Raw genomic sequence first — 21,846 nt, 5'->3', positions numbered from 1 at the left:
GATCAGCGTCCCCCGCCCGCAGGGCCTCGCGCGCCGCGTAGACCTCCAGGGTGGCGGCGGGCGCCCCGTGACCGGCGGCGCGCAGCGCGGCGGCGGCCCGCCGGAACCGGTCCCCGGCGCTCTCGTGGTCGCCGGCCAGCGACTCGGCCAGCCCCCGCACCTGCGCCACCGCGAGCGCGGGCAGCCCCAGGTGCAGGTCGGCGGCGTGCCGGTCGGCCGTGTCGAGCGCCTCGCGGGCGGCCTCCAGCTCGCCGGCGAGCGCGAGCAGCCGCGCCCGGGTGGCGAGCACCGGGACCAGCAGGGCGCGGTCGCCGGCGAAGCGGTCCAGCAGGCCGGCGCAGAGCGCCAGCCCCTCCGGGACCGGCGCCGGCGACCACTGCACCAGCTCGCACAGCCCGCCCAGCAGCCGGTCCTCCTCGTACGTGTCACCCATCGCCCGCGCCCGGCCGAGCCCGTCGCGCAGCGCCCGGTCCGCCGCGCCGAACCGGCCCTCCTCGATGCGGGCCAGGGCTTCGAGCTGGTGGAAGCGGCACCAGCTCAGCTCGTCGCCGGGGTCGAGCGCCAGCCGTTCGCGCAGCGGCGGCAGCCGGGGCCCGCGGGCCCCGGCGCGCAGGGCGAGGATCTCGCGCTGGATCGCGCAGGTGAGCGCGGTGCGCGGGTCGTCGGGAGCGAGCTCCCCGGCGCGGTCCAGCGCCTCGGCGGCCCGGTCGCCCTCGCCCCTGGCCAGCCGGGCGTCGCTGATGCGGACGGCCAGCGACCGGTGCTCGTCCCGGCCCGGCGGCAGCATCTCCCGGCCGCGTTCCAGCAGCGCGATCGCCGCCGGCAGGTCCTTGCGGCGCAGCGCCCGGGAGCCGTCCCTGATGAGCGAGGCGGCGGCCCGGTCGGTCAGCTCGGGCAGCAGCGGGTCGCCCGGCCGCACCTCGCGGGTGAGCCGGCAGGCGGCCAGCAGGTGCAGGCTGACGTCCGCCTGGCCGGGGCCGGGGAAGGGCGCGTCCTCCGGGATGCCGCCCGTGTGGCCGCCCGTGTGGCCGCCCGCCCGGACGGCCAGCTTCCGGTGCCAGTCCGCCCGCGCGTGCTTGCTGGTCAGCGCGTAGACGGTCTCCCGGGTGAGCGTCTGCGTGAACTCGTACGCGCCCGGGAGCGCGCCGGGCCGGATCAGCCGGTCGTCGCGCAGCCGCCGCAGCGACGCCCGCACCGCGTCGGGCCCGGTGCCGAGCAGCTCCGCCACCAGCTCCTCGGTGAACGCCTGGCCGATGGTCGCGGCCCGTTCCAGCACGTCGCGGTCGGCCTCGTCCAGCCGGTCCAGCCGGGCGCCGAGCAGTGCCTGGATGGTGGGCGGCAGCGAGGAGCCGCCCTCGGCCAGCGTCTCCAGCATCAGCTCGGCGAACAGCGGGTTGCCGTCCGAGCCGTACGTCACCCGGTCGAGGACGTCGTCATGTACGGCGACCGCCGTGTCGTGGGCGACCACCTCGGCGCGGCCGGCGCGCAGGGCGGCGAGCTCGGCGACGAGCCGGGCCATGTCCGGCCGGCCCAGCGGGCCGAGCTCCAGCGACAGGGCGCGCACCACGCCCGCCCCCCACGCGGGCCGCGTCCGGCACAGCTCCGGCCGGGCCACGCAGACGAGCAGGACCGGCACCCGGGCCAGCCACGCCGCGCAGTCCTCGATCAGGTCGAGCAGCGTCGGCTCGGCCCACTGCAGGTTGTCCAGCACCACCACGAGCGGGCCGCGCCGGGCCAGCACCTCGAACAGCGACCGCACCGCCCGCGCGATCTCCGCCACCCCGGCGGTGTCGAGCTCGCCGGGCTCCCCGGTGCCCGCCAGCCCGCGCAGCACCCGCGCGCTCTGCGGGCCGAGCATCGCGGCGACGGCCGGCCAGCCGCCGTTCAGCGCCTCCAGCATCTCCGCGATCGGCCGGTAGGTGGCGCCGATGCCGTAGGAGGGGCACCGGCCGGTCAGCACGCTCACGCCGTCGGGCAGCCGGTCCAGGAACTCCCTGACCAGCCGCGACTTGCCGATGCCGGGCGCGCCGAGCACGGTCGCCATGCCGCACCGCCGGTCGGCCAGCACGCGTTCGTGCAGCAGCGTGAGCCCGCGCAGCTCCTCGGCCCGGCCGGCCAGCGGCACCGCGCCGGGCTCCGGCTCGTCCCGGTCGGGCTCCACCCCGGCCAGCCGCCAGGCGCGCACCGGCTCCCGCTTGCCCTTGAGGCTGAGCGGCGGAACCTCCTCCAGCAGGGCGTGCCGCCGTACCAGGTGGGCGACGTCGTCCCCGACGAGGATCTCCCCGGGCGCCGCGGCCGACTGCAGACGGGCCGCCGTGTTGACCGGGTCGCCGATCACCCGCACGCCCGGCCCCGCGCCGTCGGCCACCATCACCTCGCCGAACGCGACCCCGCAGTGCGCGTCCAGCCGCACCCCCTCCCGCGCGGCGGCCACCGAACCCGCACCCGTGCCCAGCTCGGCGCTCAGCTCGGCGCCCAGCCGGTGCACCTCGGCCATCGAGTCGCGCGCCGCCAGCACCGCCCGCAGCGCGTCGTCCTCCCGGCTCACCGGCACGCCGAACACCGCCATGATCGCGTCACCGATGTACTTCTCCACGACGCCGCCGTGCTCGGTGATCCGCGCCCGGCAGGCGGCGTAGTAGCGGTCCAGGACCCGCATGAGCAGCTCCGGGTCCAGGCGCTCGGCCAGCTCCGTCGACCCGACCATGTCGATGAACAGGACCACGACGTTGCGGCGCGCAGGCCGCGGCCCCCGTGCGCTCATACGAGCTTGAGCTCCTGTCCTTCGACCTCGCCGGCGACCTCGTCCAGACGCTTCTTGATCGAGTTCAGCAGCGCGACCTCCGGCTCGGTGAGCTCGGCGAACACCCGCCGCTGCCGCTCGTCGAGCAGGTCGATGGGATGGCCGGCCGCCCGCAGGAGCGAGAGCGCGTCGAACACACCCGATCCGGTACCGCTCATCAGCTCTTCCCCTCGTCCGCCGAACGACCGCGCCCTGACACCCAGGCTGAAACGGGACACCGCCGATCGCAAGAGATCGGGAACCCCACGATCGTGGGGTCTCGCCGGTCCAGGTCACCGCCGGTAGAGCCCACGTTTGTGGGGTTGTGCCACCCTCTCGTGACCGGCTCATACTCGACCTGCAACGCATCACCAACACGGAGAGGTGAGGGCATGGCCTTCGATCCGAAGGAAGCTCTGCGCGAGGCCGGGATCATCAACGACCCGATCGCCGCTGAGGTCGAGGAGGCGTTCGCCACCTTGACCAAGGAAGAAACCGACCTGCTCATCTCGCTCAAGGACAAGATCCCGGCCACGCTGCCCGAGGTTCTGTCGGGCGAGCAGTGGGCCAGGCCGGAGGTCGAGGTCCACTCGATCGAGGCCGACGCCAAGTGCATGTGCGGGGCCTGGTCCGGCTCCGGGTCCGGGGCCGTGGCGAACTAGGCGCGGCCGACTCCGGCTGTCGCGTACGCGGCTCCGGGCCGCAGGCCGCGGGCCTGGCCCGGGGCCGCACCTGCCGCTGAGAGCGTGAAGGGGAATGATGTCTGGGAAGCTGGCCCGGAACCACTCGCTGTTCGACGTACCGGAAGACCTGACCTACTTCGTGCACGATGGGGACTACCTGGTCATCAATCCGCTGTCGGGTGGCCGGTGCGTCCTGGACGCGCGGGAGTTCGGCGTCCTGCGGGCCCTGGCCCGTCCGGGCGGACGGCTGGAGGAGACCGAGGAGACCGACCGGCTCCTCGCCAAGCTCATCCTGAGCTGGATCGTCTACTACAACGGGAACCGGCCTCGGGTCACGATGTCGGAGCCGCGGCTCAGCCAGGTCTACTACGCCATCACCGACGGCTGCAACCTGCGCTGCCCGTACTGCTACGCCTCCTCGGAGAAGTGCCTGCCGGGCGAGCTCACCACCGAGGAGTCGCTGGCGCTGGTCACCCAGGTGGCCGAGTTCGGCGCCTCCACCATGATCTTCACCGGTGGCGAGCCGATGCTGCGCAAGGACCTGTTCCAGATCGTCCAGCACGCCAACGACAGCGGCCTGACCTCGAACATCATCACGAACGCCACGATGATCCGGACCCCGGAGATCGCCCGGCGCTTCGCGGACCTGTTCGGCACCGTCACGGTGAGCGTCGACGGCGCCACGGCCGAGACGCACGACCGCACCCGGGGCGCGGGCTCGTTCGACAAGACCCACCGGGCGCTGCGGATGCTCAACGACGCCGGCGTGGTGCCCCTCATCAACCACCTGGTCACCTCCGACAACGTCGACCAGCTCGAGGACTTCGCCACCTTCATGGAGGGCATCGAGGTCCGCGACATCCGGCTGATGTACCACAACAACCTGGGCCGGGGCGTCGACGACGAGTTCGAGTTCGGGTGGGAGGACCACCTGCGCATCCAGCGCATCACCTGGACCTCGCCCGCGGCCGGACGGCTCCTGCCGGACGGGCCCAAGCCGCTCCAGCGGTGCGCCGTGCGCGGCAACTGCGGGATGGGCGGCAACGAGATCTACATCAACTCGCTGGGCGACGTCTACCCGTGCAAGCTCGTCACCGAACCGGGCCACCTGGCGGGCAACGTGCGCCGCCAGTCGCTGTCGGAGATCTTCGGCGCCCCGCTGCTGTACGACATGCGGACGAGCTCGGTGTACGGCGGCGACTACCACGCCGACTGCGAGAAGTGCTACATCAAGGCGTCCTGCGGCGGAGGCTGCCGGGCCGCCCACATGTCCGAATCGGGCGACCTGCGGCGCAACAGCCGCCACCAGTGCCGGATCCTGCGGCACGGCATCGCCACCCAGCTGTGGCTGGAGTCGGGGATCAAGCCGGCCGAGCTGGCCCGCGACCCCGAGATGACGACGCCGCGCCTGGTGGCGAGCGACGCCGTGCACCCGGTCTTCGACGACTGGAAGACCTACGTACGACCCTCGCCCGGCGCCGTCCGCGTCGGCGAACTGCTTCCCATCACGCCCGTTTAGAGGAGGTGGAGTGTGTCACTCCAGATCAGCGACGCTGTGATATGGCAGGAGACCGCCGGAGGCATCTCGCTGTACCACACCGAGTCCGGGGACTTCCACAGCTTGAACGAGACGGCTTCGCGGATCTGGACGCTCGTCGCCGACAAGGGTGAACGCGAGGCGATCGTCTCGGAGCTGTCCCAGCAGTTCTCCGGAGGCAGCGTCGCCGTGAGCGTCCGCATCGTGAAGGACGTGCAGGCGTTCCTCGGCACCATGATCGAGCAGGGGCTGATCGAAGAGCGCCCGGCGCTTTCATGACGCGGGCGCTCGTCCTCGGCGGCGGCCTGGCCGGTGTGCTGGCCGCCGCCGTGCTCGCCCGGCACGCCGGCGAGGTGCTGCTGGTCGAGGGCGACCACTACCCGCCCGGCCCGCTGCCGAGGCGCGGGCTGCCGCAGTCACGGCACAGCCACGTGCTGGTGAGCGGCGGCGCCCGGGCGCTGGACGAGCTGCTGCCCGGCACGGTGGCGGAGCTGCTGGCGCGCGGCGCGCAGCGGCGCGGCCTGCCCGGCGACGCCCTGGTGCTCGCCGCGCAGGGCTGGTTCCGGCGGCTCGACACCGGCGCCTGCCTCCTGTCGTGCGGGCGCGGGCTGCTCGACCAGGTGGTGCGCCAGCGGGCGCTGCCCGGCGTCACCGTCCTGACCGGCACGCGGGCGCTCGGCCTGGCGGGCGACCGGCGGCGCGTCACCGGCGCCGTCGTCGAGACCGCGGGCGGCGGGACGCGGACGATCACCGCCGCGCTCGTCGTGGACGCGACGGGCCGCAGGTCGAAGGCGCCCGGCTGGCTCCGGGCGATCGGCGCGCCGGCCGTCGAGGAGGTCACGGTCTCCTCCGGGCTGGCGTACTCCACCCGCCACTACCGGGCCCCGGACGGGCTGGCCGAAGGCATGCCCGCCGTCATGCTGCACCCGCGCCCGGCGCCGGGACGGCCCGGCCAGGGCGCGACCCTGTTCCCGGTCGAGGACGGCCGCTGGATCGTCACCCTCACCGGCACCCGGGGCGGCGAGCCGCCGGTGGACGAGGGGGGCTTCACCGCCTTCGCCCGCGCGCTGCGCGACCCGCTCGTCGCCGACCTCATGGCGGCCGCCACCCCGCTGGGCGGCGTCCGCCCGTACCGCGACACCGCCAACCGCAGGAGGTTCTTCGAGCGGGCCGCGCTGCCCGGCGGCTTCCTCGCGATCGGCGACGCGGTGTGCGCGCTCAACCCCGTCCACTCGCACGGCATGTCGGTCGCCGCGCTGGGCGCGCTGCGGCTGGCGGCCGAGCTGGCCCGCCACGGCGCCGACCCGGACGCCTTCCCGGCGGTGCAGAGCGCCGTGGCGGCGCAGGCGGAGACGTCCTGGCGGCTCGCGCTCGCCCAGGACCGGCCACGCGACGACGGGGCGCGGGAGGCGAGCGCGTTCCAGCGGGAGATCCTCGCCCGCAGGTCGCGGGCCCTGCTGAGCAGCCCCGAGCTGGCCGCCGGGTTCTTCCGCGCCCAGGCGCTCCTCCCGCCGCCCGCCCAGGACGGCGCGGCGGTGGCGCGGGCCCTGACCGGCGAGCCGGAGCCACTGCTCACCACGGAGGAGGCCGTCGCCCAGCACCCGGCCCTGCACGCCTGGTGTGCTACCCACGCCCGAGCAGGCGGTGAACCGATTCGCCGGTGATGACCCCCGACTCGTAGGCGATGCCCACCGCGTGCGCCCGGTTGGCCGCCGACAGCTTGGCCAGGATGCGCGCCAGGTGCGAGCGGACCGTTCCAGTGCCGATGCCGAGCCGGCCCGCGATGCCCGCGTTCGACAGGCCGGCCGCGACGAGGGCCAGCACCTCGGCCTCGCGGCGGGTCAGCGCCGCCGGCCGCCGGTCGGCTCGCGGGATGACGGCGGAGATGCGGTCGCGCAGCCGGGTGACCATCGAGCTGGAGATGAACGTGTGCCCGGCGGCGACCAGCCGGATCGCGGGCACGATCTCCTCCAGCAGCGACTCGCGGTGCACGAACCCGCCCGCGCCGCCGCGCAGCGCCCGCCCGAGGAGCTGCTCGTCCAGCACGTCCGAGACCACCACCACCCGGGTCCGCTTCCTCGCCTGGGCGGCCATGGCCAGCGCCGACTCCTGGCCGTCGGGCTGGCGCAGCGCCGCGTTCACCACCGCCACCCGGGGCTGGAAGCGGGCCGCCTGCTCGCACAGCCGGTCGGGGTCGCCGCTCTCGCCCAGGACGCGGATGCCGTTGCCCACGTGCAGCACGCTCCTGAGCCTGGCGCGCACCGCCCGGTCGGGCTCGCCCACGACGACCCGCAGCGCGGGCGCCGTCTCGCCCGCCTGCCTCACGTCCACCGGTGTGCCACCTGACCATTCCGAGTTCGGGCGCGCCTGCTCGACCGGCACACTATGCTCCGCGCCGGGCCGGACCGCCAGAGCAGCGGGATTACTCAAGGCGGGCGCCCGCCAGTGGGAAGTACTCATGACTCCCCGTGACCCGGCCAGTCGGACGGCTCGCGGGCTCAGACCGGTGCGGCGGACAGCACCCGGATCGCGGTGCCGCCGAGCGGCGCGCTCACGCCCTCCAGCGCGAACCCGGCCCCGGCCAGCAGCTCCTCGAACCCGGCCCGGTCGCGCTCCCGACCGCCGGTGTAGACGAGCATCGCGATGTCGCTCATGACGGCCCCGGCCGCGTCCGGCGCGTCCAGCCGCCCGGGCAGCACCGGCTCGACCACCAGCAGCCGCCCGCCCGGGTCGATCGCCTCGCGGCAGCGGCGCAGCAGCGTGGCGCAGCGCCGGTCGTCCCAGTCGTGCAGGATGCCCTTGAGCAGCAGGAGGTCGCCGCCGGGCACGCGCGCGAAGAAGTCGCCGGCCTCGACCGCGCACCGATCCGCGACCCCCGCCCGCCGGAAGGTCTCCGCGGCCCCCGCCCCGCCCTCGGCGGTGTCGTACAGGACGCCGCGCGCGCCCGGCACGGCCGCGAGGACCGCCGCCAGCAGCGTGCCGTCCCCGCCGCCGACGTCGACGACCACGCGGGCGCCGCCGCAGCCGACGGCGCGGGGCACCTCGGCGGCCAGGTGCCCGGTGCCCTCGCGCATCGCCGTGTTGAAGATCCGCGACAGCCCGGCGTCGCCGGCGAGGTGGTCGAACAGCGGCCGGCCGTGCACCCGGTCGAAGGCCGGCTCGCCGGTCAGCACGCTGTCGCTGAGCGCGCCCCAGGCGCTCCAGACGGCCGGGTCGCCGAACAGCAGCACGCTGGAGCGCATCGACCGGGGATGGCCGGCGCACAGCGGCCGGCCGAGCTCGGCCAGCGCGAGCTGCCCCGGCGCCGTCTCGCGGAGCACGCCGAGCACCACCAGCGCCCGCGCCAGCCGCCTCAGCGCCGCCGGGTCGGCTCCCACGGCGCCCGCCAGCTTCTCGACCGGCAGCGGGCCGTCGGCCAGGGCGTCCGGCAGGCCCAGCCGGACGGCGCTGTAGAGGATCTGCGAGCCGGCGTAGCCGAACGCCGTCCGCGACAGGTACGCGTAGTCCGCCCACTCGTCCGTCACGCGCCGGCTCCTTCCTTCAGCAGTACGGGCAGGCGGCGCACGCCGTGCAGGAACAGCTCCGGCGTCCATTCCAGGCGGGCCGGGTCGGCCGCCAGCGTGAGGCCGGGGAAGCGGCGCACCAGCGCGCCGACGGCGGCCCGCGCCTGGATCCTGGCCAGCGTCGCGCCGAGGCAGAAGTGGCTGCCGTGGCCGAAGCCGAGGTGCCGGTTCGGGGTGCGGCCGATGTCGAACGTGTCGGGCCTGTCGAACACCGCCGGGTCCCGGTTGGCGGCCAGCAGCACCGGCACGACGACGTCGCCGCACGCGACGGGCACGCCGCCGATCTCGGTGCCGGTCAGCGCGTACAGCGGCCGGGAGTGCCCGACGGGGCCGTTGTAGCGCAGCGCCTCCTCCACGGCGGAGTCGATCAGCTCGGGCCGCTCCCGCAGCTGCCGGAGCTGGCCGGGGTGGCGCAGGAGTTCGAGCACGGCGTTGCCGATGAGGTTGACCGTCGTCTCGTCGCCCGCCAGCAGCAGCTGGAACACGCTGGAGACCAGCTCGGCGCGGCTCAGCTCGGGCGAGGTGGCCAGCCGCGACAGCAGGTCGTCGCCCGGCCGCGCGCGCCGCTCGGCGAGCTTCGCGCTCGCGTAGGCGACGAACGCGACCCCGGCGCGGCGCACCCGCGTCACGTCGCGGCTGCGCAGCATGTCGTCGCTCCACCCGCGCAGCCGGTCCAGGTCGTCGAGCGGGAAGCCGATCAGCTCGGCGACGACGCGCAGCGGCAGCGGCAGCGCCAGCGCCTCGATCACGTCGGCCTCGGGGCCGCCCGCCGCCATCGCGCCGATCAGCTCGCCGACCACGGCGTGGACGCGCCGCTCCAGCGCCGTCACGGTACGGGGGCCGAACGCGGGCGCGATCAGCCGCCGCAGCCGCGTGTGGTCGGGCGGGTCGAGGTTGAACACGTTGCGCCGCACCATCGCCAGCGGGTCGTGCTCGAAGCGGCGGTGGAACGCGGCGGCCTCGGGCGGCAGCCGGTCGAGCTGGCGCCCCAGGGCGGGGTCGAGGAGCACGCGCTGCACGTCGGCGTACCGGGTCACGTACCACAGCACCCGCCCGGTGGACGGGCACCGGCGGCGGCAGGCGGGGGCCCGCTCCCGCATGTCGCGCAGCAGCGGGTGCGGGTCGGCGCGGTGCTCGGGCGCGGACGGGTCGGCCTCCAGGTCCGGCGTGGTCGCGCTCATCGCCCTCCGGCCCCGCGTACGTCCAGCGCGAAGAACCTCCTGGCAGCCACGCCCAGGTCCTCCATGTCGAGGAAGCCGCGCCGGGCCAGCTCGATCCGGGCGCCGGTGCCCGGCCGGTTCCAGCGGCGGGAGAAGACGGTCCCGGCGATCGCGGGGGCGGGCACGGCCAGCTTGCCGCGGGTGCGCTCGGCGGCGTCGTCGGCGCGGGCGACCAGGTCGCACCACTCCGGCCAGCGCGGCGAGCGCCGGATCCGCTCCAGCACGGCGGGCCGCCAGTCCTCCGACTGCCAGACGGGCCACACCCGCACCATCACCAGCGTGAGCCGTTCCTCGGCGCTCAGCGTGTCGCGCTCGGCCTCGGTCAGCCAGGAGGCCAGGTTGCCGGGCAGCGGGCCCTCGCCGCCGCCGTTCTCTCCCTCGCTCGTGGCGCCGCCGAGCCGTGCCCGCGCGTACGCGCCGGTCGTGAGCCCCCGCTCGGCGGCGAAGCCCGCGAGCAGGCCGGTCAGCACCTCCTCGTGCACGTCCGGGTAGTCGTCGGCGTACAGGCGGGCCGCGCTCAGCACGTCGAGGTCCGTCATCCACCTGCCGGGCGCGTACTCCCGCCGCGACCGCCAGGCCAGCGCCTCGTAGTGGGTGACGCCCGTCAGCGCAGACTCGGCCGCCCAGCGGACCGTCGGCTCGGCGGGCGGCTCGGCGGGCGGCTCGGCGGGCGGCTCGGCGGGCCGGCGCAGCGCCGCCAGCGCGTCCAGCCGTTTGACGTCCCACTCGCCGCCGGCGATCTTGCGCCGGAGCGTGCCCAGCGCCTCCCGGTCGCCCGGGCCGACCGCCCGCTCCAGCTCCTCCCAGGAGCGGTGCGTGAACGGCCTGGCCTTGGCGGCCGCGACGATCCGCTCGCCCGCCTCCGCCGGGACGAGCCCGGTACGGGCCCCCTCCCGGCAGCCGTGGCGCAGGTTGACCAGCGCCACCGTGACGGGCGGGTAGCCGCGCTCGGCGGGCCCGTGCAGCACCGCCACCTCGTCGTCGCCGTCGACCTCCCCCGAGGCGTACATGCCGTGGACCTCGCCGACGCCCGTCATGCCGAACGGGCCCAGCTCGGCGGCCCGCAGCGCGCCCATGCTCGCCGCGCCGACGACCCGCACGCCCGCGTCGAGCAGCCAGAGGATCTCCTTGTGCCCCACCGACAGCCGCTCGCGGTAGTAGCCGTCGATGAGCACGGCGGTGTCGCCCCGGCGCCACTCCTCCCGGTGCAGGTCGCCGCGCGCCACCGGCGGGCGGACCTCGGCGTGCGGGGCCGCGGCGAGGACCTCCTCGGGGGAGATCGTCGGCCCGGCGTAGACCAGCGTCCTGGACGGGCTCACTACAGCACCTCCGGTGTGATGCGGCTGCCGGGAGCCACCACCCTGACCACGGGGACGCCGATCTCCTCCCGGGTCAGGTCGGCGACGAGCGGGACGCAGGAGAACGCCTCGGCGGCCCGCTTGACCACCTCGCGCAGGTCGTCGAGCAGGCTCTCGTGCGCCGTCTGCCCCCGGATCGCGGCTCCGCCGGCGGGCCGGGGGAGCGGCCCGCGTCCGAGCGCGGCGTCGTGTGTGCCGGGCAGCAGGTCGTCCCGCGCGCCCGACACGTAGCCGAGCCTGGCCTGCGCCGCCTCGGTGATCGCCCTGGTCAGCGCGATCTCGGAGCTGAGATGGCAGCCGAACCCCATGAACGCCGGCGGGTAGTCGTCGCAGGTGATCCGCGCGAGGAAGCACGGCAGCCCGGTCGGCGACGGCACGGACCTGACCTCCAGGGCGACGCGGGCGCGGGCCATGGCCTCGCACAGGCCGTCGACGACCGGCGATCCGAGCGTGGCCGGGTCGGCGAGCGCGCCCCTGCCGCCTGAGGCGAGCGCCGCGGTGACGGCGTCACGCTCGATCACCTCGTACAGGGCGTGCAGCACGGCCTCGGTCACGGTGTTGCCGCTGGCCAGGCCGTTGGTCGAGGACAGGAACGCGGGAGCGGTCCAGCCGGTCCTGCGCACGAGCGAGAACTCGACGCACTCCCGGGGCACCAGCGCGCGCGAGCCGTCGGCCAGCGACGTGGCCGTGACCCAGTCGACCGGCAGCCCGTCGTGCAGGAGCGAGGCGGGCGCGGCGGGCAGGGCGCGCACGTCGTAGGGCAGCCGGTCGGCCACCTCGCGCGGCGGCGCCTGGAGGACCGGCGTCATCGGCTGCTCGGCGTGCCACAGCTCGATGCCCTCCATCATCGCCGACACCCGGGCCAGCTCCGGCGTGACGCCCTTGCCCTGGGACACCGCGAGCGTCCTGGAGGCCGGGCGGATCGCCTGGAACGTCGGGATGCCGATGATGTCGAGCCTGGTGATGTCCGCGACCCGGGTGATCCCGACGAGCCGGGCCGCGCGCCGCGCCATCGCGTACGTGGCGGCCGGGTCGCGGGCCCGGTCGGTGCCGGGCAGCCGGAGCTTCACCTGGTCGGAGTCGTCTGTGCGCATCGTCCCCTGCCTGAGTGCCAGATCAGATGTTGCGGGCGCGGTTGAGCAGCGCGCGCCCGCCGACCGTGTAGCTGACGACCGCCAGGACCGCCAGGACGAGCAGGTCCTGCCACACCTCGGCGAACCCGAACACGGCCGCGTCGCGCATCCCGTTGATCCCGTACGTGAGCGGGTTGACCGCCGCCACCCACTGCAGCACCGTGGGCATGCTGTCGACGGTGTAGAGCGACGGGGCGCTGAAGATGAGCACCGGGATCGAGATGTTCGACAGCAGCATGAACGCCTGGTAGTCGGTGATGAGGATGGCCGCCGCCAGGTAGAGCCCGTTGAAGGCCACCGCGGACATCGCCAGCGCCGCCAGCAGCCCCGCCCACGCCTCGACGCCGAACGGCAGGTCGAAGACGACGACCGCGAGGCCGAGCGCCAGCAGGGCCTGGAGCAGCACCAGCGACACCCCGGCGATCACCTTGCCGACGAGGAAGCGGGAGCGGCGCAGCGGGTAGGACCACAGCTGGGTCGACACCCCGCTCATCTCCTCCTGGAACAGCGCCATGCCGGACGTCCCGGCCGCGCTGACCACCGCCATCGCCAGCGTCATCGGCAGCAGGAACACCGCGAACGGCACCTCGACGCCCTCGTACACGACGACCTGCATGAGGTTGCTCAGCGACGTGTTGACCAGCAGCAGGTAGATCAGCATCGGGGCCAGGCCCATGATCAGGTAGACCCGGTTGCGGGCCAGCAGCGCGTACTCGCGGTAGAGCACCGCCGACAGCTCGGCCGCCTTCGGGATGCCGGTCGGGGGAGTGTTGACGAACGTCAGCTTGGCCGCCATGCGCCTCATCCCTCGTTCTCGGTCATGCGGAGGAAGACCTGCTCCAGCGAGTCCGCGACGGTGGAGACGCCGGTGATCGCCACGCCGTGGTCGTGGCAGTAGCGCGACAGCTCCGGCAGTACCTCCTGCACCTTGGCGCCGTGGATGCGGACCTCGGACTCCTCGGCGGTGGCCGTCAGCCGGGCGGCGTTCGCCCACCCGGCCACGATCCGGCCTGCCTCCGGGTCGTCGACCGACACCACCAGGTGGGTGGTGCCGAACTCCTCCACCAGCTCGCGCGGCTTGGCGAAGCGCACCACCTTGCCCCGGTTGATCACCAGGACGCGCTGGGCGTTGCGCTCCAGCTCGTCGATGTGGTGGCTGGTCCACAGCACGGTCACGCCGTGCTCCTCCCGCAGCCAGGTCACGAAGCGCTCGATGTCGCGCCGCCCCGCCACGTCCAGCCCCGCCGACGGCTCGTCCAGGATGAGCAGCCGGGGGATCGTGAGCAGCGCCCGGACGAGCTGGAGCCGCTGCCGCTGCCCGCCCGAGAGCTGGAAGGCGAACCGCTGCAGCGCCTCGGTCAGGTTGAGGAACTCGGCCAGCTCCAGCGCCCACGGGCGCACCTGCCGCCAGCGCAGCCCCCGGAAGCGGGCGGCGATGCGCAGGTTGTCGAGCGCGGGCAGCATCATGTCGAACGGCCCGGACTGGTGCATCGCCCCGATGCCGCTCTTGGCGGCGACCGGCTGGCGCACCGGGTCGGCGTCGAACACCCGCACCTCGCCCGAGGTCGGGGCCGTCACCCCGCAGATCATCTTGATCAGTGTCGTCTTGCCGGCGCCGTTGGGTCCCAGGAGCCCGATGGTCTCGCCGCGGTCGATCTCGAACGAGACGCCGTCGACCGCGGGCCGCTCGGCGCGTCTGTAGCGTTTGGTCAGTCCTGCCGCAGTCACCACGTCGCCCGGCACGGCCCACCCTCTGTCCGCTGGAGATGTCGTTGCAGGTCGAGTATGGGCCTGTGATCAGCGCATGGCACAACCCCACAAACGTGGGCTAACGGATTGGCAGCCTCCCCCTCTGCCGATCGGCAGAGGCGGCCGTTGTGCGCCCACCGCCGCGAGATGACCATCGCCTCATGAACGCGTTCGCCGGCCACGCCCGGCATGACCTGTGGCCGGGCCGAAGCGGACCGTTCCCGAGCCGGGCGGCGGGAGGACGCCGGTGAGCGGCGACCCCTACACCCTCCGCATGCCGCGCGGCCGGACCGGCGCGTCGTGGCAGCTTCCGGAGGGCGCCGACAGCGCGGCCGTCCTGCCGTGCGTGGTCCTCGTCGGCCGCGCCGGGCTGCCGGAGTTCACCGTGCTCCAGCGCGGCCTGCGCACGCTCGGCGTGCCCAGCGTCCGCGTCGACGCCGGGTCGCTGGCGGGCCTGGGCGTCACCGCGCGCCTGGACGACGGCGCCCCCACGCTCGACGGCCGCCGCATCAGGCCCACCGTCACCTGGGTGCGGCACTTCTCGCCGCGCGCCATCCCGGGCGCGAACGGCTCGCCGGCCTCGGTGTTCAGGGCCGACTCCTGGTACGCGCTCGTCCGCCAGCTGTCGGCGCGCTCGGCCGTCCGGCTGCCCGCGGGCGCCGACCCGGGGCGGCTGGTCCAGCTCGACGACGCCGCCCGCCTGGGAGTCCGCACGCCGCGCACGATCGTCACCACCGACCCCGGCGCGGCCGTCGCCGAGCTGCCGGGCGGCCGGGTCGTCGTCAAGGCCCTCGACCAGCACTTCGTCGAGGCGGAGCCGGGCACGCTGCACGGCGTCTTCCCCGAGATCGTCGAGGCCGCCGAGGCGGGCCGGCTGGACCGGCGCGACGCGCCGATGATCGTCCAGGAGTACGTCGAGCACGTCGCCGAGCTGCGCGTCTACTACCTCGACGGGGAGATCCAGTCGTTCCGCGTCGGCAAACCGTCTCCGGAGGCGATCTGGTGCGACCCGGAGTCGGTCACGGTCACCCCGGCGGCCACGCCCGAGGCGGTGGCCGGGGCGGTGCACCGGCTCGCCGGGCACTGGGGGCTGCGCTACGGCGCGTTCGACTTCCTGCTGACGGCCGACGGGCCGGTCTTCCTGGAGGTCAACCCCGACGGTGACTGGCGGTGGTTCGAGACGAAGGCGGGCGTCGACGACGTCACCATCGCCGCGCTGTCGATGGTGCGGGCGCTGCACCGCCAGTCGGCCGGCCAGAGCCCGCCGCCGATCGACCTGGCCGGGTTCCTCGCCCTCGGCACCGCCCGCGCCGGACGCGACGGCGGGCGTGAGGGCGGGAGCCAGGAGGCGCGGCCCGCGCTGGACGCCCGCGTGCTGGGCCCGCTGGAGGTGCGCGTCGACGGCGCGATCGCGCACATCAGCGCCCGCAAGGCCCGGCTGCTGGCCGCGATCCTGCTGTCGCACCCCAACCACGTGGTCCCCACCGGCCACCTGCTGGACGCGCTGTGGGGCGACCGGCCGCCCCCCACGGCGCGCAAGAACCTCCAGGTGTACGTCTCGATGCTGCGGCGCAGGATCGGCGACCGGATCTCCCACCAGGGCTGGGGGTACCGGCTGGACGCGGCGGCGGGCGAGCTCGACCTGCTGAGGTTCCGCCAGCTGGCCGGGGCGGGCCGGGAGATGCGCCGCAGGGGCGCCGCCGACGCGGCCTCGGAGCTGCTCGACGACGCCATCCGGCTGTGGCGGGGCCGGCCGCTGGAGGAGTTCACCGGCGTCGCGCTGCTCGACGACGTGGTGGCCAGGCTCACCGAGCTCCACCTCACGATCAACGAGGACTGGGCGGAGCTCGAACTCGACCGCGGCGGCCACGTCGAGGTGCTGAACCGGCTCGACGAGCTGGTGCCGTTCTTCCCGGCGCGCGAGCGGCTGGTCGCGGCCCGGATGCGGGCGCTGGCGGGCTGCGGGCGGGCCCCGGAGGCGCTGGCCCAGTTCGAGACCGTCCGCCGGCATCTGGCCGCCGATCTCGGGATCGATCCGAGCCCGGTGCTGAAGGAGGTCTACGAGGACATCCTCCAGGGCGCGGGCCCGCGCCGGCCGGCTGCCGGGGGCCGCTGGTGACCTGTGCTGATAAGCGGCCGCATGCTCACGCCATACCGATGCTTAAGCGCCTTCTTCTAGCGTGCTTTCACGGGTGCTTTCCGCCGGGGAAAGTCTCCGGTCAAGGTGATTCGAACTGGGACGGCCAATGGACCTCGCTTCCGGCGACCTGCTCAACGACCGCGACACCGGACTGATCGTCATGCTGGCCAAGGGGTACACGACGGCGAGGATCGCGCGGGAGATGAACCTCAGCCGCTACACCGTGGCGGAGCGGATCGGCAAGCTCCTCGACCGGTTCGCCTGCAGCAACCGCAGCCAGCTCGTCGCCTACTCCTACGCCCACCGGCTCCTGGACGTGGGGATCTGGCCTCCCGGCACCGCCTGAGGCGCCCGGGCTCATACCAGGCCGACGCCGAGGGTCAGCGTCCCCACGGCGAGTGACGCGCCGCCCGCGAACGTCAGGGCGATCAGCCGGTTGGGCCTGGTGTCGGAGGGGCGCGCCACCGACAGGAAGAAGCCGAGCGGCATCAGGATCGGCGCGGCCACGATCGACACCCGCACCAGCGTCTTCCAGCCGTCGGACAGGTCGGCCTGGTCCACGTACAGCATCGCCACCAGGCTGAACAGCACCAGGACGCCGGCGTGCGCGTGGCCGGCGCGCCACAGGCCGCGGCGGACCGGGTTGTCCAGGTATCCGGGGACGCCGCGCATGAGGAAGCTCAGCAGCGACACGCCGCCGAAGGCGATGGTCGGAACCGTGATGAGGAGCACGCCTGCCGTGCTCAGTGACGCTGGGGACATCGGAACCTCCGTGGTGCTCGTCTCTCTCCCACTATTGGATAGTGTCGCTATCCAGTCAAGTCCGCAAGATCGCGGGGGGAAGAGCGCGCATTGTGGCCCGGTTCGGGGAAGATATGGCTAGAGGCAGTCCCCCGACGTGGAGGTAGGACATGGCGAGCAAGGACACCGGTGGGCAGAAGCAGACCGGCCGGCGCGAGTCCGAGGTCGAGGAGACCGAGGCGACGGCGGCACCCGACGTCCAGGAGCGGCAGGAGAAGCTCACCGACGACGTCGACTCCATCCTCGACGAGATCGACGAGGTGCTCGAGGAGAACGCGGAGGAATTCGTCCGGTCTTACGTGCAGAAGGGCGGCGAGTAAGGCGTCGCGGCCCGCAGACTGCGCGGAAGCAGAGGGGAGACGGTCCCTGCGGGCCGGTGGCCGGAGCGCGCCCGCTCCGGCCACCGGCCCGCTCACCGGCGCGGGGCCTTCTGGCCGGCCGGCATCGCGTAGTCGGCGGCGACCCCGACGAGGCGGATGGGACGGGTGAGGTCGAAGCGCCCGAGCGCGGCGAGGGCGGCTTCGGTGAGCGCGGCGTCGTCGGTGGCCGGTGCGGCCAGCGTGGTCTGGCGGGTCCTGGTGACGAACGGGGCGAAGCGCACCTTGACGGTGACGCGGGTGATCGTGCGGCCGGCCTCGCGGGCGTCGGCGGCGACCTGGGCGGTGAGAGCGCGGACCACGTCGGCGATGGCGCTCTCGTCGGTGAGGTCGCGGGGGAAGGTGGTCTCGCGGCTGTGGCCGCGGGCGACCCACGGGGTGGTGACGACCTCCGCCTCGCCCTTGCCGAGCGCGAGGTAACGCAGCCACGGCCCGTTCGTCGGCCCGAACCTGGCGGCCAGCTCCGCCGGGTCTGCGGCGGCGAGCTCGGCGACCGTGCGGATGCCGAGGGCGGCGAGCTTCCTGGCGGTACGCGCCCCGATGCCCCACAGCGCGTCGGTGGGGCGGTGGTGCATGGTCTCCTCCCAGAGCTCACTGGTGAGGCGGTGCACCCCGGCCGGTTTGGCGAACGCCGACGCGAGCTTGGCCTGGTGTTTGTTGTCGCCGATGCCGATCGAGCAGTCGAGCCCGGTCCGCTCGCGCACGGCCAGCCTGATGGCGGTGGCCAGGGCCTCCGGGTCGCCGGTGCGGGCGCCGAGGAACGCCTCGTCCCAGCCCCACACCTCCACGGCGACGGGGAAGTCGCGCAGCACGGCCATGACGCGGGCGCTGGCCGCCTCGTAGGCGGGCGGGTCGCTGGGCAGGAAGACGGCCTCGGGGCAGCGGCGCAGCGCGGTGCGTAGCGGCATGCCGGAGTGGACGCCGTGCTCGCGGGCCTCGTAGGTGGCGGTCGCGGCGACCGTGCGCGGGCGGGTCGGGTCGCCGTCGCCGCCGACGACGACCGGCCTGCCCCGGAGCTCGGGGTGGCGCTGCAACTCGACGGCCGCGATGAACTGGTCGAGGTCGAGGTGCAGGATCCAGTCCCTCATGGATCCAGTATCGCCTGGTCAGGCGTATCAATATCGCCTGGTCAGGGGCATCCGGTATCGCCTGGTCAGGCGTGCGGCGCCGGGCTCCTCGCGTCGCCGTGTCAGTGGGCGACGCGGGCCGCGCCGCCGACCAGTTCCGCCAGCTTCGCCTCGTAGCCGGCGGCGGCCTCCTCGACGCTCCTCCCGGCGACCACCGCCGCCGTGGCCTCCTGGAGCAGCGCCGACACCTGCGGGTAGACGGCCAGGCCGGGCCGGTAGGCGGTGATCGGCAGCACCTCCTCGGCGACGTAACGCAGCATCGGGTCGTCGGCCAGCACCTCGTCGTTGACGTCGGTGCGCGAGCTGATGCGCGCCTGACCGGCCGCCTGCGCCTTGGTGGCCTCGGCCGAGTGCATGAAGGCCAGCAGCTCCCAGGCCAGGCGCGGGTTCGCGGAGAACGGGTTGAGCACCCGCACGGCCCCGCCGGACATGCTCGCGTGGTCCTGCCCCCGGATGCCCGCGCCCGGCTCCCTGGCCGGGATGCGGGTGTAGCCGACGACCTGGTCGCGGTCCTTCATCGGGGCGACCCCGGCGGTGGGCTCGATGACCGAGCGCCAGAAGTAGTCGCCCTCGGCCAGGATGGCGATCTCGCCCCTGGCGAAGGCGGTGAACGACTTGTCGCGGCCCTTGGCCTCCTGCTGGAGCCTGGGGTCGCCGAGGCCGCCGCCGTAGACGCGCTGGTAGAAGCCGAGCACGTCCTTCAGCGCCCGGGAGGCGCCGGTCCACTTGTCCTGGCTGTAGATCTCCGCCCCGGCCCCCGCGAGCAGCGGAAGCACGCCCTGCATGGTGGTGGCCTCGCCCATCGCCGTGCCCGCGTTGATCTGGATCGGGACGGGCACGCCGGACGCCTTCAGCTTCACGCCCGCGTCGATGATGTCCTGCCAGCTCGCCGGGCTCCACTCCTCGGGCAGCCCGGCCTTCCTGAACAGCGCCTTGTTGTAGAACAGGACGCGGCCGTCGGTGCCCTGCGGCAGGCCGTACTTCCTGCCGTCGAAGATGCCGAGCCCCTGCACCGCCTGCGGGATCCGCGACCAGCCCTCCCACGACTCGACGCCCGGGCCGCCGACCTCGGCCAGCGGCCTGACGTAGCCGGCCTGGGCGAACTCGCCGACCCAGATGCCGTCGAGGTCGATGACGTCGGCCCCGCCCTTGGCCTTGAGGTCGAGCGCGAGCTTGGTCTTGTACTGCTCGTCGTCGACGCCGCTGGGCCGGAAGAGCACCTTGACCTCGGGATGCGTCCGCTCGAACTCGGGGATGACCCAGCCTTTGATCCAGTCGGCGGTCTCGGAGTTCTTGCCTCCGGAGATGGCGTTGGCCGCGATGGTGAGGGTGACGGTGCCGCCGCCCGCGGGCTCCCCGGTCCCGCACGAGCCGAGCGCCAGGGCCGCGATGGCCGCGATCGTCGCAGGTCGGCTGGGGAATCGCATGTCGGCCTCCCGTCCGGGACGTGCGGACATACCGACGATCGCACGGGCGTCAGGACGCGTAAAGAAACGATCTGGTGAACGGTTCGCCGTGAGCTGATCGTGGGAAGTGCAGACAACGACGCAACAACAGTAGGGTCGGCCTAGGACCATGATTTTGGGCCATGCTCATTGGGCCATGATTTGGGAGGGAGTCGCGTGGCATCGCACAGGGATCTGCCCGCCGGCTTGACGAACCGCCTTTTCGACAACACCGGGAGCTCTTCGTTCACCGAGTTCGTCGGCACCTACGCGCCCGCTCTGCTGCCGCACCGGGATGAGGTTCTGGCCACGCCGATCGGTGACCAGGTTCCGCACGCGACCACGATCGTCGCCGCCACCTTCGCCGGAGGCGTGGTGATGGCCGGTGACCGGCGCGCGACGTCCGGCAACGTCATCTCGCAGCGTGACGTGGAGAAGGTGTTCCGGACCGACGACTACTCGTGCATGGGCATCGCCGGCACCGCCAGCACCGGCATCGAGATGGCCCGCCTCTACCGCGTGGAGCTGGAGCACTACGAGAAGCTGGAAGGCCGCACGCTGTCGGTGGCCGGCAAGGCCAACCGGCTGGCCGCGATGATCCGCGGCAACCTGGGCATGGCCATGCAGGGGCTGGTGGTGGTGCCGTTGTTCGCCGCCTACGACCCGGCGCGCGACGCCGGGCGGATCTTCAGCTACGACGTGGCGGGCGGCCCCTACGAGCGTGACCGCTTCGACGCCATCGGGTCGGGCTCGATCTTCGCGCGGGGCTCGCTGAAGAAGCTCTACCGCGACGGCGCCTCGGCCGACGACATGGTGATGACGCTGATCCAGGCGCTCTACGACGCGGCCGACGACGACTCGGCGACCGGCGGTCCCGACGTCACGCGGAAGATCTGGCCGATCGTGTCGGTGATCGACGCCGACGGGTTCCGGCGGCTGACCGACCAGCAGGTGTCCGGTTACGTCGAGCAGATGCTCGAAGCCCGCCTGATCTCGCCCGACGGCCCCATCGCCCCGCTGCGCTAGAAAGGATCACCCCACGTGTCCATGCCTTTCGGATATGCGTCCCCTGAGCAGATCATGCGGGACAAGGCGGACTACGCGCGCAAGGGGATCGCGCGGGGCCGCTCCGTCGTCGTGCTCCAGTACGTCGACGGCATCCTGTTCGTGGCGCCCAACCCGTCGCGGGCGCTGCACAAGATCAGCGAGATCTACGACCGCATCGGGTTCGCCGCCGTCGGCCGCTACAACGAGTTCGAGGAGCTGCGGCTCGGCGGCATCCGCTACGCCGACATCAACGGCTACACCTACGACCGCTCCGACGTGACCGGCCGCGGCCTGGCCAACCTCTACGCCTCCAACCTGGGCCGCATCTTCACCGAGTCGATCAAGTCGCTGGAGGTGGAGGTCGTGGTCGCCGAGGTCGGCGACAGCCCCGACGGCGACGCCATCTACCGGCTGACGTTCGACGGCTCGGTCTTCGACGAGCACGGCTTCGCGGCCATGGGCGGCCAGGCCGAGGCGGTCGCGACGCGGCTCAAGGAGCGTTACCGCGAGGCCATGACGCTGTCGGAGGCGCTGGAGGTGGCGCTGACGGCGCTGACCGAGCCGGGCGGCGAGCGCCCGCCGATCGGCCAGCTCGAGGTGGCGGTGCTCGACCGCAACCGCGAGCACCGCAAGTTCCTGCGCCTGACCGGGCAGCGGCTGGAGCGCCTGATGTCCGCCGCGTCGGCCGCTCCGGAGACTCCCGCAGCCCCCGAGGCCCCCGCCGCCCCGGCGACCGGCCCCGGCGACGCGCCCTCCGGTGACGCGGCCTCCGGCGAGAAGCCGCCGCCCACCGGCCCTGACGGCGACGTCGACGACGGCTCCTCGCCGCTCTGACCTCATCCGGCCGGAATGATGTGATCTGTCTCACATCATTCCGGCCGAAC

Annotated in this window: 21 protein-coding genes; 9 read left to right on the top strand and 12 right to left on the bottom strand. The window is 73.9% G+C overall.

Annotated elements, in window-relative coordinates:
• The coding region (locus KME80_RS43425) for an AAA family ATPase (RefSeq protein WP_219517450.1) at positions 1–2,764 on the bottom strand (2,764 nt) is incomplete at its 3' end.
• Positions 2,761–2,961, bottom strand: coding sequence for an aroma-sacti cluster domain-containing protein (locus KME80_RS43420; RefSeq protein WP_219517448.1), 201 nt, complete (start codon positions 2,959–2,961; stop codon positions 2,761–2,763). The genes KME80_RS43425 and KME80_RS43420, both read right to left, overlap by 4 nt.
• A 213-nt stretch (positions 2,962–3,174) precedes the next feature.
• Here KME80_RS43420 and KME80_RS43415 point away from each other — a divergent pair, with 213 nt between their 5' ends.
• The 4 genes from KME80_RS43415 (at position 3,175) to KME80_RS43400 (ending at position 6,666) form a co-directional block, all read left to right on the top strand.
• Positions 3,175–3,444, top strand: coding sequence for a StsA-related sactipeptide RiPP (locus tag KME80_RS43415; protein WP_219517446.1), 270 nt, complete (start codon positions 3,175–3,177; stop codon positions 3,442–3,444).
• Between the two features lie 94 nt (positions 3,445–3,538).
• Entirely contained in the window at positions 3,539–4,984 is a 1,446-nt protein-coding gene (gene stsB / locus KME80_RS43410) for a StsB family radical SAM/SPASM domain sactipeptide maturase (RefSeq protein WP_219517444.1), read from the top strand.
• A gap of 12 nt (positions 4,985–4,996) precedes the next feature.
• Entirely contained in the window at positions 4,997–5,281 is a 285-nt protein-coding gene (locus KME80_RS43405; RefSeq protein ID WP_219517442.1) for a PqqD family protein, read from the top strand.
• Complete coding sequence (locus KME80_RS43400) at positions 5,278–6,666, top strand: NAD(P)/FAD-dependent oxidoreductase (RefSeq protein ID WP_219517440.1); 1,389 nt, start codon at positions 5,278–5,280, stop codon at positions 6,664–6,666. Before KME80_RS43405 ends, KME80_RS43400 begins: the two co-directional genes overlap by 4 nt.
• Here the strand turns inward: KME80_RS43400 and KME80_RS53030 are convergent.
• The 7 genes from KME80_RS53030 to KME80_RS43365 all read right to left on the bottom strand — a co-directional run bounded on the left by KME80_RS53030 (position 6,626) and on the right by KME80_RS43365 (position 14,019).
• Positions 6,626–7,333, bottom strand: a complete 708-nt coding sequence (locus KME80_RS53030; protein WP_219517439.1) for a response regulator transcription factor — start codon at positions 7,331–7,333, stop codon at positions 6,626–6,628. The genes KME80_RS43400 and KME80_RS53030 overlap by 41 nt on opposite strands.
• A 167-nt stretch (positions 7,334–7,500) precedes the next feature.
• The gene (locus KME80_RS43390) at positions 7,501–8,526 is read right to left on the bottom strand and encodes a methyltransferase (RefSeq protein ID WP_219517438.1); all 1,026 of its coding nucleotides are present in this window, start codon (positions 8,524–8,526) and stop codon (positions 7,501–7,503) included.
• Entirely contained in the window at positions 8,523–9,746 is a 1,224-nt protein-coding gene (locus KME80_RS43385; protein ID WP_219517437.1) for a cytochrome P450 family protein, read from the bottom strand. The genes KME80_RS43390 and KME80_RS43385 overlap by 4 nt, the downstream gene beginning before the upstream one ends.
• Entirely contained in the window at positions 9,743–11,104 is a 1,362-nt protein-coding gene (locus KME80_RS43380; protein WP_219517436.1) for a TfuA-like protein, read from the bottom strand. The genes KME80_RS43385 and KME80_RS43380 overlap by 4 nt, the downstream gene beginning before the upstream one ends.
• Entirely contained in the window at positions 11,104–12,237 is a 1,134-nt protein-coding gene (locus KME80_RS43375) for a YcaO-like family protein (protein WP_219517435.1), read from the bottom strand. Before KME80_RS43375 ends, KME80_RS43380 begins: the two co-directional genes overlap by 1 nt.
• A gap of 22 nt (positions 12,238–12,259) precedes the next feature.
• Complete coding sequence (locus tag KME80_RS43370; protein ID WP_219517434.1) at positions 12,260–13,072, bottom strand: ABC transporter permease; 813 nt, start codon at positions 13,070–13,072, stop codon at positions 12,260–12,262.
• Between the two features lie 5 nt (positions 13,073–13,077).
• Complete coding sequence (locus KME80_RS43365; RefSeq protein WP_219517433.1) at positions 13,078–14,019, bottom strand: ABC transporter ATP-binding protein; 942 nt, start codon at positions 14,017–14,019, stop codon at positions 13,078–13,080.
• 253 nt (positions 14,020–14,272) lie between these two features.
• On the opposite strand from KME80_RS43365, the gene KME80_RS53025 reads away from it, so the two are divergent.
• Entirely contained in the window at positions 14,273–16,144 is a 1,872-nt protein-coding gene (locus KME80_RS53025) for a BTAD domain-containing putative transcriptional regulator (protein ID WP_219517432.1), read from the top strand.
• Positions 16,145–16,271: 127 nt separating this feature from the next.
• Entirely contained in the window at positions 16,272–16,511 is a 240-nt protein-coding gene (locus KME80_RS43355; protein WP_219517431.1) for a LuxR C-terminal-related transcriptional regulator, read from the top strand.
• 11 nt (positions 16,512–16,522) lie between these two features.
• Here the strand turns inward: KME80_RS43355 and KME80_RS43350 are convergent, their stop codons facing one another.
• Positions 16,523–16,927, bottom strand: coding sequence for a hypothetical protein (locus KME80_RS43350; protein ID WP_219517430.1), 405 nt, complete (start codon positions 16,925–16,927; stop codon positions 16,523–16,525).
• A gap of 149 nt (positions 16,928–17,076) precedes the next feature.
• Between KME80_RS43350 and KME80_RS43345 the strand changes: the two genes are divergently transcribed.
• Positions 17,077–17,286, top strand: a complete 210-nt coding sequence (locus KME80_RS43345) for a ubiquitin-like protein Pup (protein WP_049570363.1) — start codon at positions 17,077–17,079, stop codon at positions 17,284–17,286.
• Between the two features lie 92 nt (positions 17,287–17,378).
• Here the strand turns inward: KME80_RS43345 and KME80_RS43340 are convergent, their stop codons facing one another.
• Both KME80_RS43340 and KME80_RS43335 read right to left on the bottom strand, forming a co-directional pair.
• Positions 17,379–18,431: a DNA polymerase IV gene (locus tag KME80_RS43340; protein ID WP_219517429.1), complete on the bottom strand. Its 1,053-nt coding sequence runs from the start codon at positions 18,429–18,431 to the stop codon at positions 17,379–17,381.
• 101 nt (positions 18,432–18,532) lie between these two features.
• Positions 18,533–19,897: an extracellular solute-binding protein gene (locus tag KME80_RS43335; protein ID WP_219517428.1), complete on the bottom strand. Its 1,365-nt coding sequence runs from the start codon at positions 19,895–19,897 to the stop codon at positions 18,533–18,535.
• Between the two features lie 195 nt (positions 19,898–20,092).
• Between KME80_RS43335 and prcB the strand changes: the two genes are divergently transcribed.
• Positions 20,093–20,941 (top strand): proteasome subunit beta, encoded by an 849-nt coding sequence (gene prcB / locus KME80_RS43330; protein WP_219517427.1) that lies wholly within the window; start codon positions 20,093–20,095, stop codon positions 20,939–20,941.
• Between the two features lie 21 nt (positions 20,942–20,962).
• Positions 20,963–21,796 (top strand): proteasome subunit alpha, encoded by an 834-nt coding sequence (prcA, locus tag KME80_RS43325; protein ID WP_219517426.1) that lies wholly within the window; start codon positions 20,963–20,965, stop codon positions 21,794–21,796.
• Positions 21,797–21,846 lie beyond the last annotated feature (50 nt).

Origin of the sequence: Nonomuraea ceibae, assembly GCF_019396325.1 — a bacterium.
Lineage (GTDB): Bacteria > Actinomycetota > Actinomycetes > Streptosporangiales > Streptosporangiaceae > Nonomuraea > Nonomuraea ceibae.
Note: the sequence above shows the minus strand (reverse complement) of the source record. Positions and strands in the feature narration are given on the sequence as shown.

What these genes read in the sequence shown, in the direction of transcription:
- KME80_RS43420 (WP_219517448.1), bottom strand. Translation starts at nt 2,961, where the DNA reads ATGAGCGGTACCGGATCGGGTGTGTTCGACGCGCTCTCGCTCCTGCGG.
- KME80_RS43415 (WP_219517446.1), top strand. Translation starts at nt 3,175, where the DNA reads ATGGCCTTCGATCCGAAGGAAGCTCTGCGCGAGGCCGGGATCATCAAC.
- stsB (WP_219517444.1), top strand. Translation starts at nt 3,539, where the DNA reads ATGATGTCTGGGAAGCTGGCCCGGAACCACTCGCTGTTCGACGTACCG.
- KME80_RS43400 (WP_219517440.1), top strand. Translation starts at nt 5,278, where the DNA reads ATGACGCGGGCGCTCGTCCTCGGCGGCGGCCTGGCCGGTGTGCTGGCC.
- KME80_RS43385 (WP_219517437.1), bottom strand. Translation starts at nt 9,746, where the DNA reads ATGAGCGCGACCACGCCGGACCTGGAGGCCGACCCGTCCGCGCCCGAG.
- KME80_RS43375 (WP_219517435.1), bottom strand. Translation starts at nt 12,237, where the DNA reads ATGCGCACAGACGACTCCGACCAGGTGAAGCTCCGGCTGCCCGGCACC.
- KME80_RS43370 (WP_219517434.1), bottom strand. Translation starts at nt 13,072, where the DNA reads ATGGCGGCCAAGCTGACGTTCGTCAACACTCCCCCGACCGGCATCCCG.
- KME80_RS43355 (WP_219517431.1), top strand. Translation starts at nt 16,272, where the DNA reads ATGGACCTCGCTTCCGGCGACCTGCTCAACGACCGCGACACCGGACTG.
- KME80_RS43350 (WP_219517430.1), bottom strand. Translation starts at nt 16,927, where the DNA reads ATGTCCCCAGCGTCACTGAGCACGGCAGGCGTGCTCCTCATCACGGTT.
- KME80_RS43345 (WP_049570363.1), top strand. Translation starts at nt 17,077, where the DNA reads ATGGCGAGCAAGGACACCGGTGGGCAGAAGCAGACCGGCCGGCGCGAG.
- KME80_RS43340 (WP_219517429.1), bottom strand. Translation starts at nt 18,431, where the DNA reads ATGAGGGACTGGATCCTGCACCTCGACCTCGACCAGTTCATCGCGGCC.
- KME80_RS43335 (WP_219517428.1), bottom strand. Translation starts at nt 19,897, where the DNA reads ATGCGATTCCCCAGCCGACCTGCGACGATCGCGGCCATCGCGGCCCTG.
- prcA (WP_219517426.1), top strand. Translation starts at nt 20,963, where the DNA reads ATGCCTTTCGGATATGCGTCCCCTGAGCAGATCATGCGGGACAAGGCG.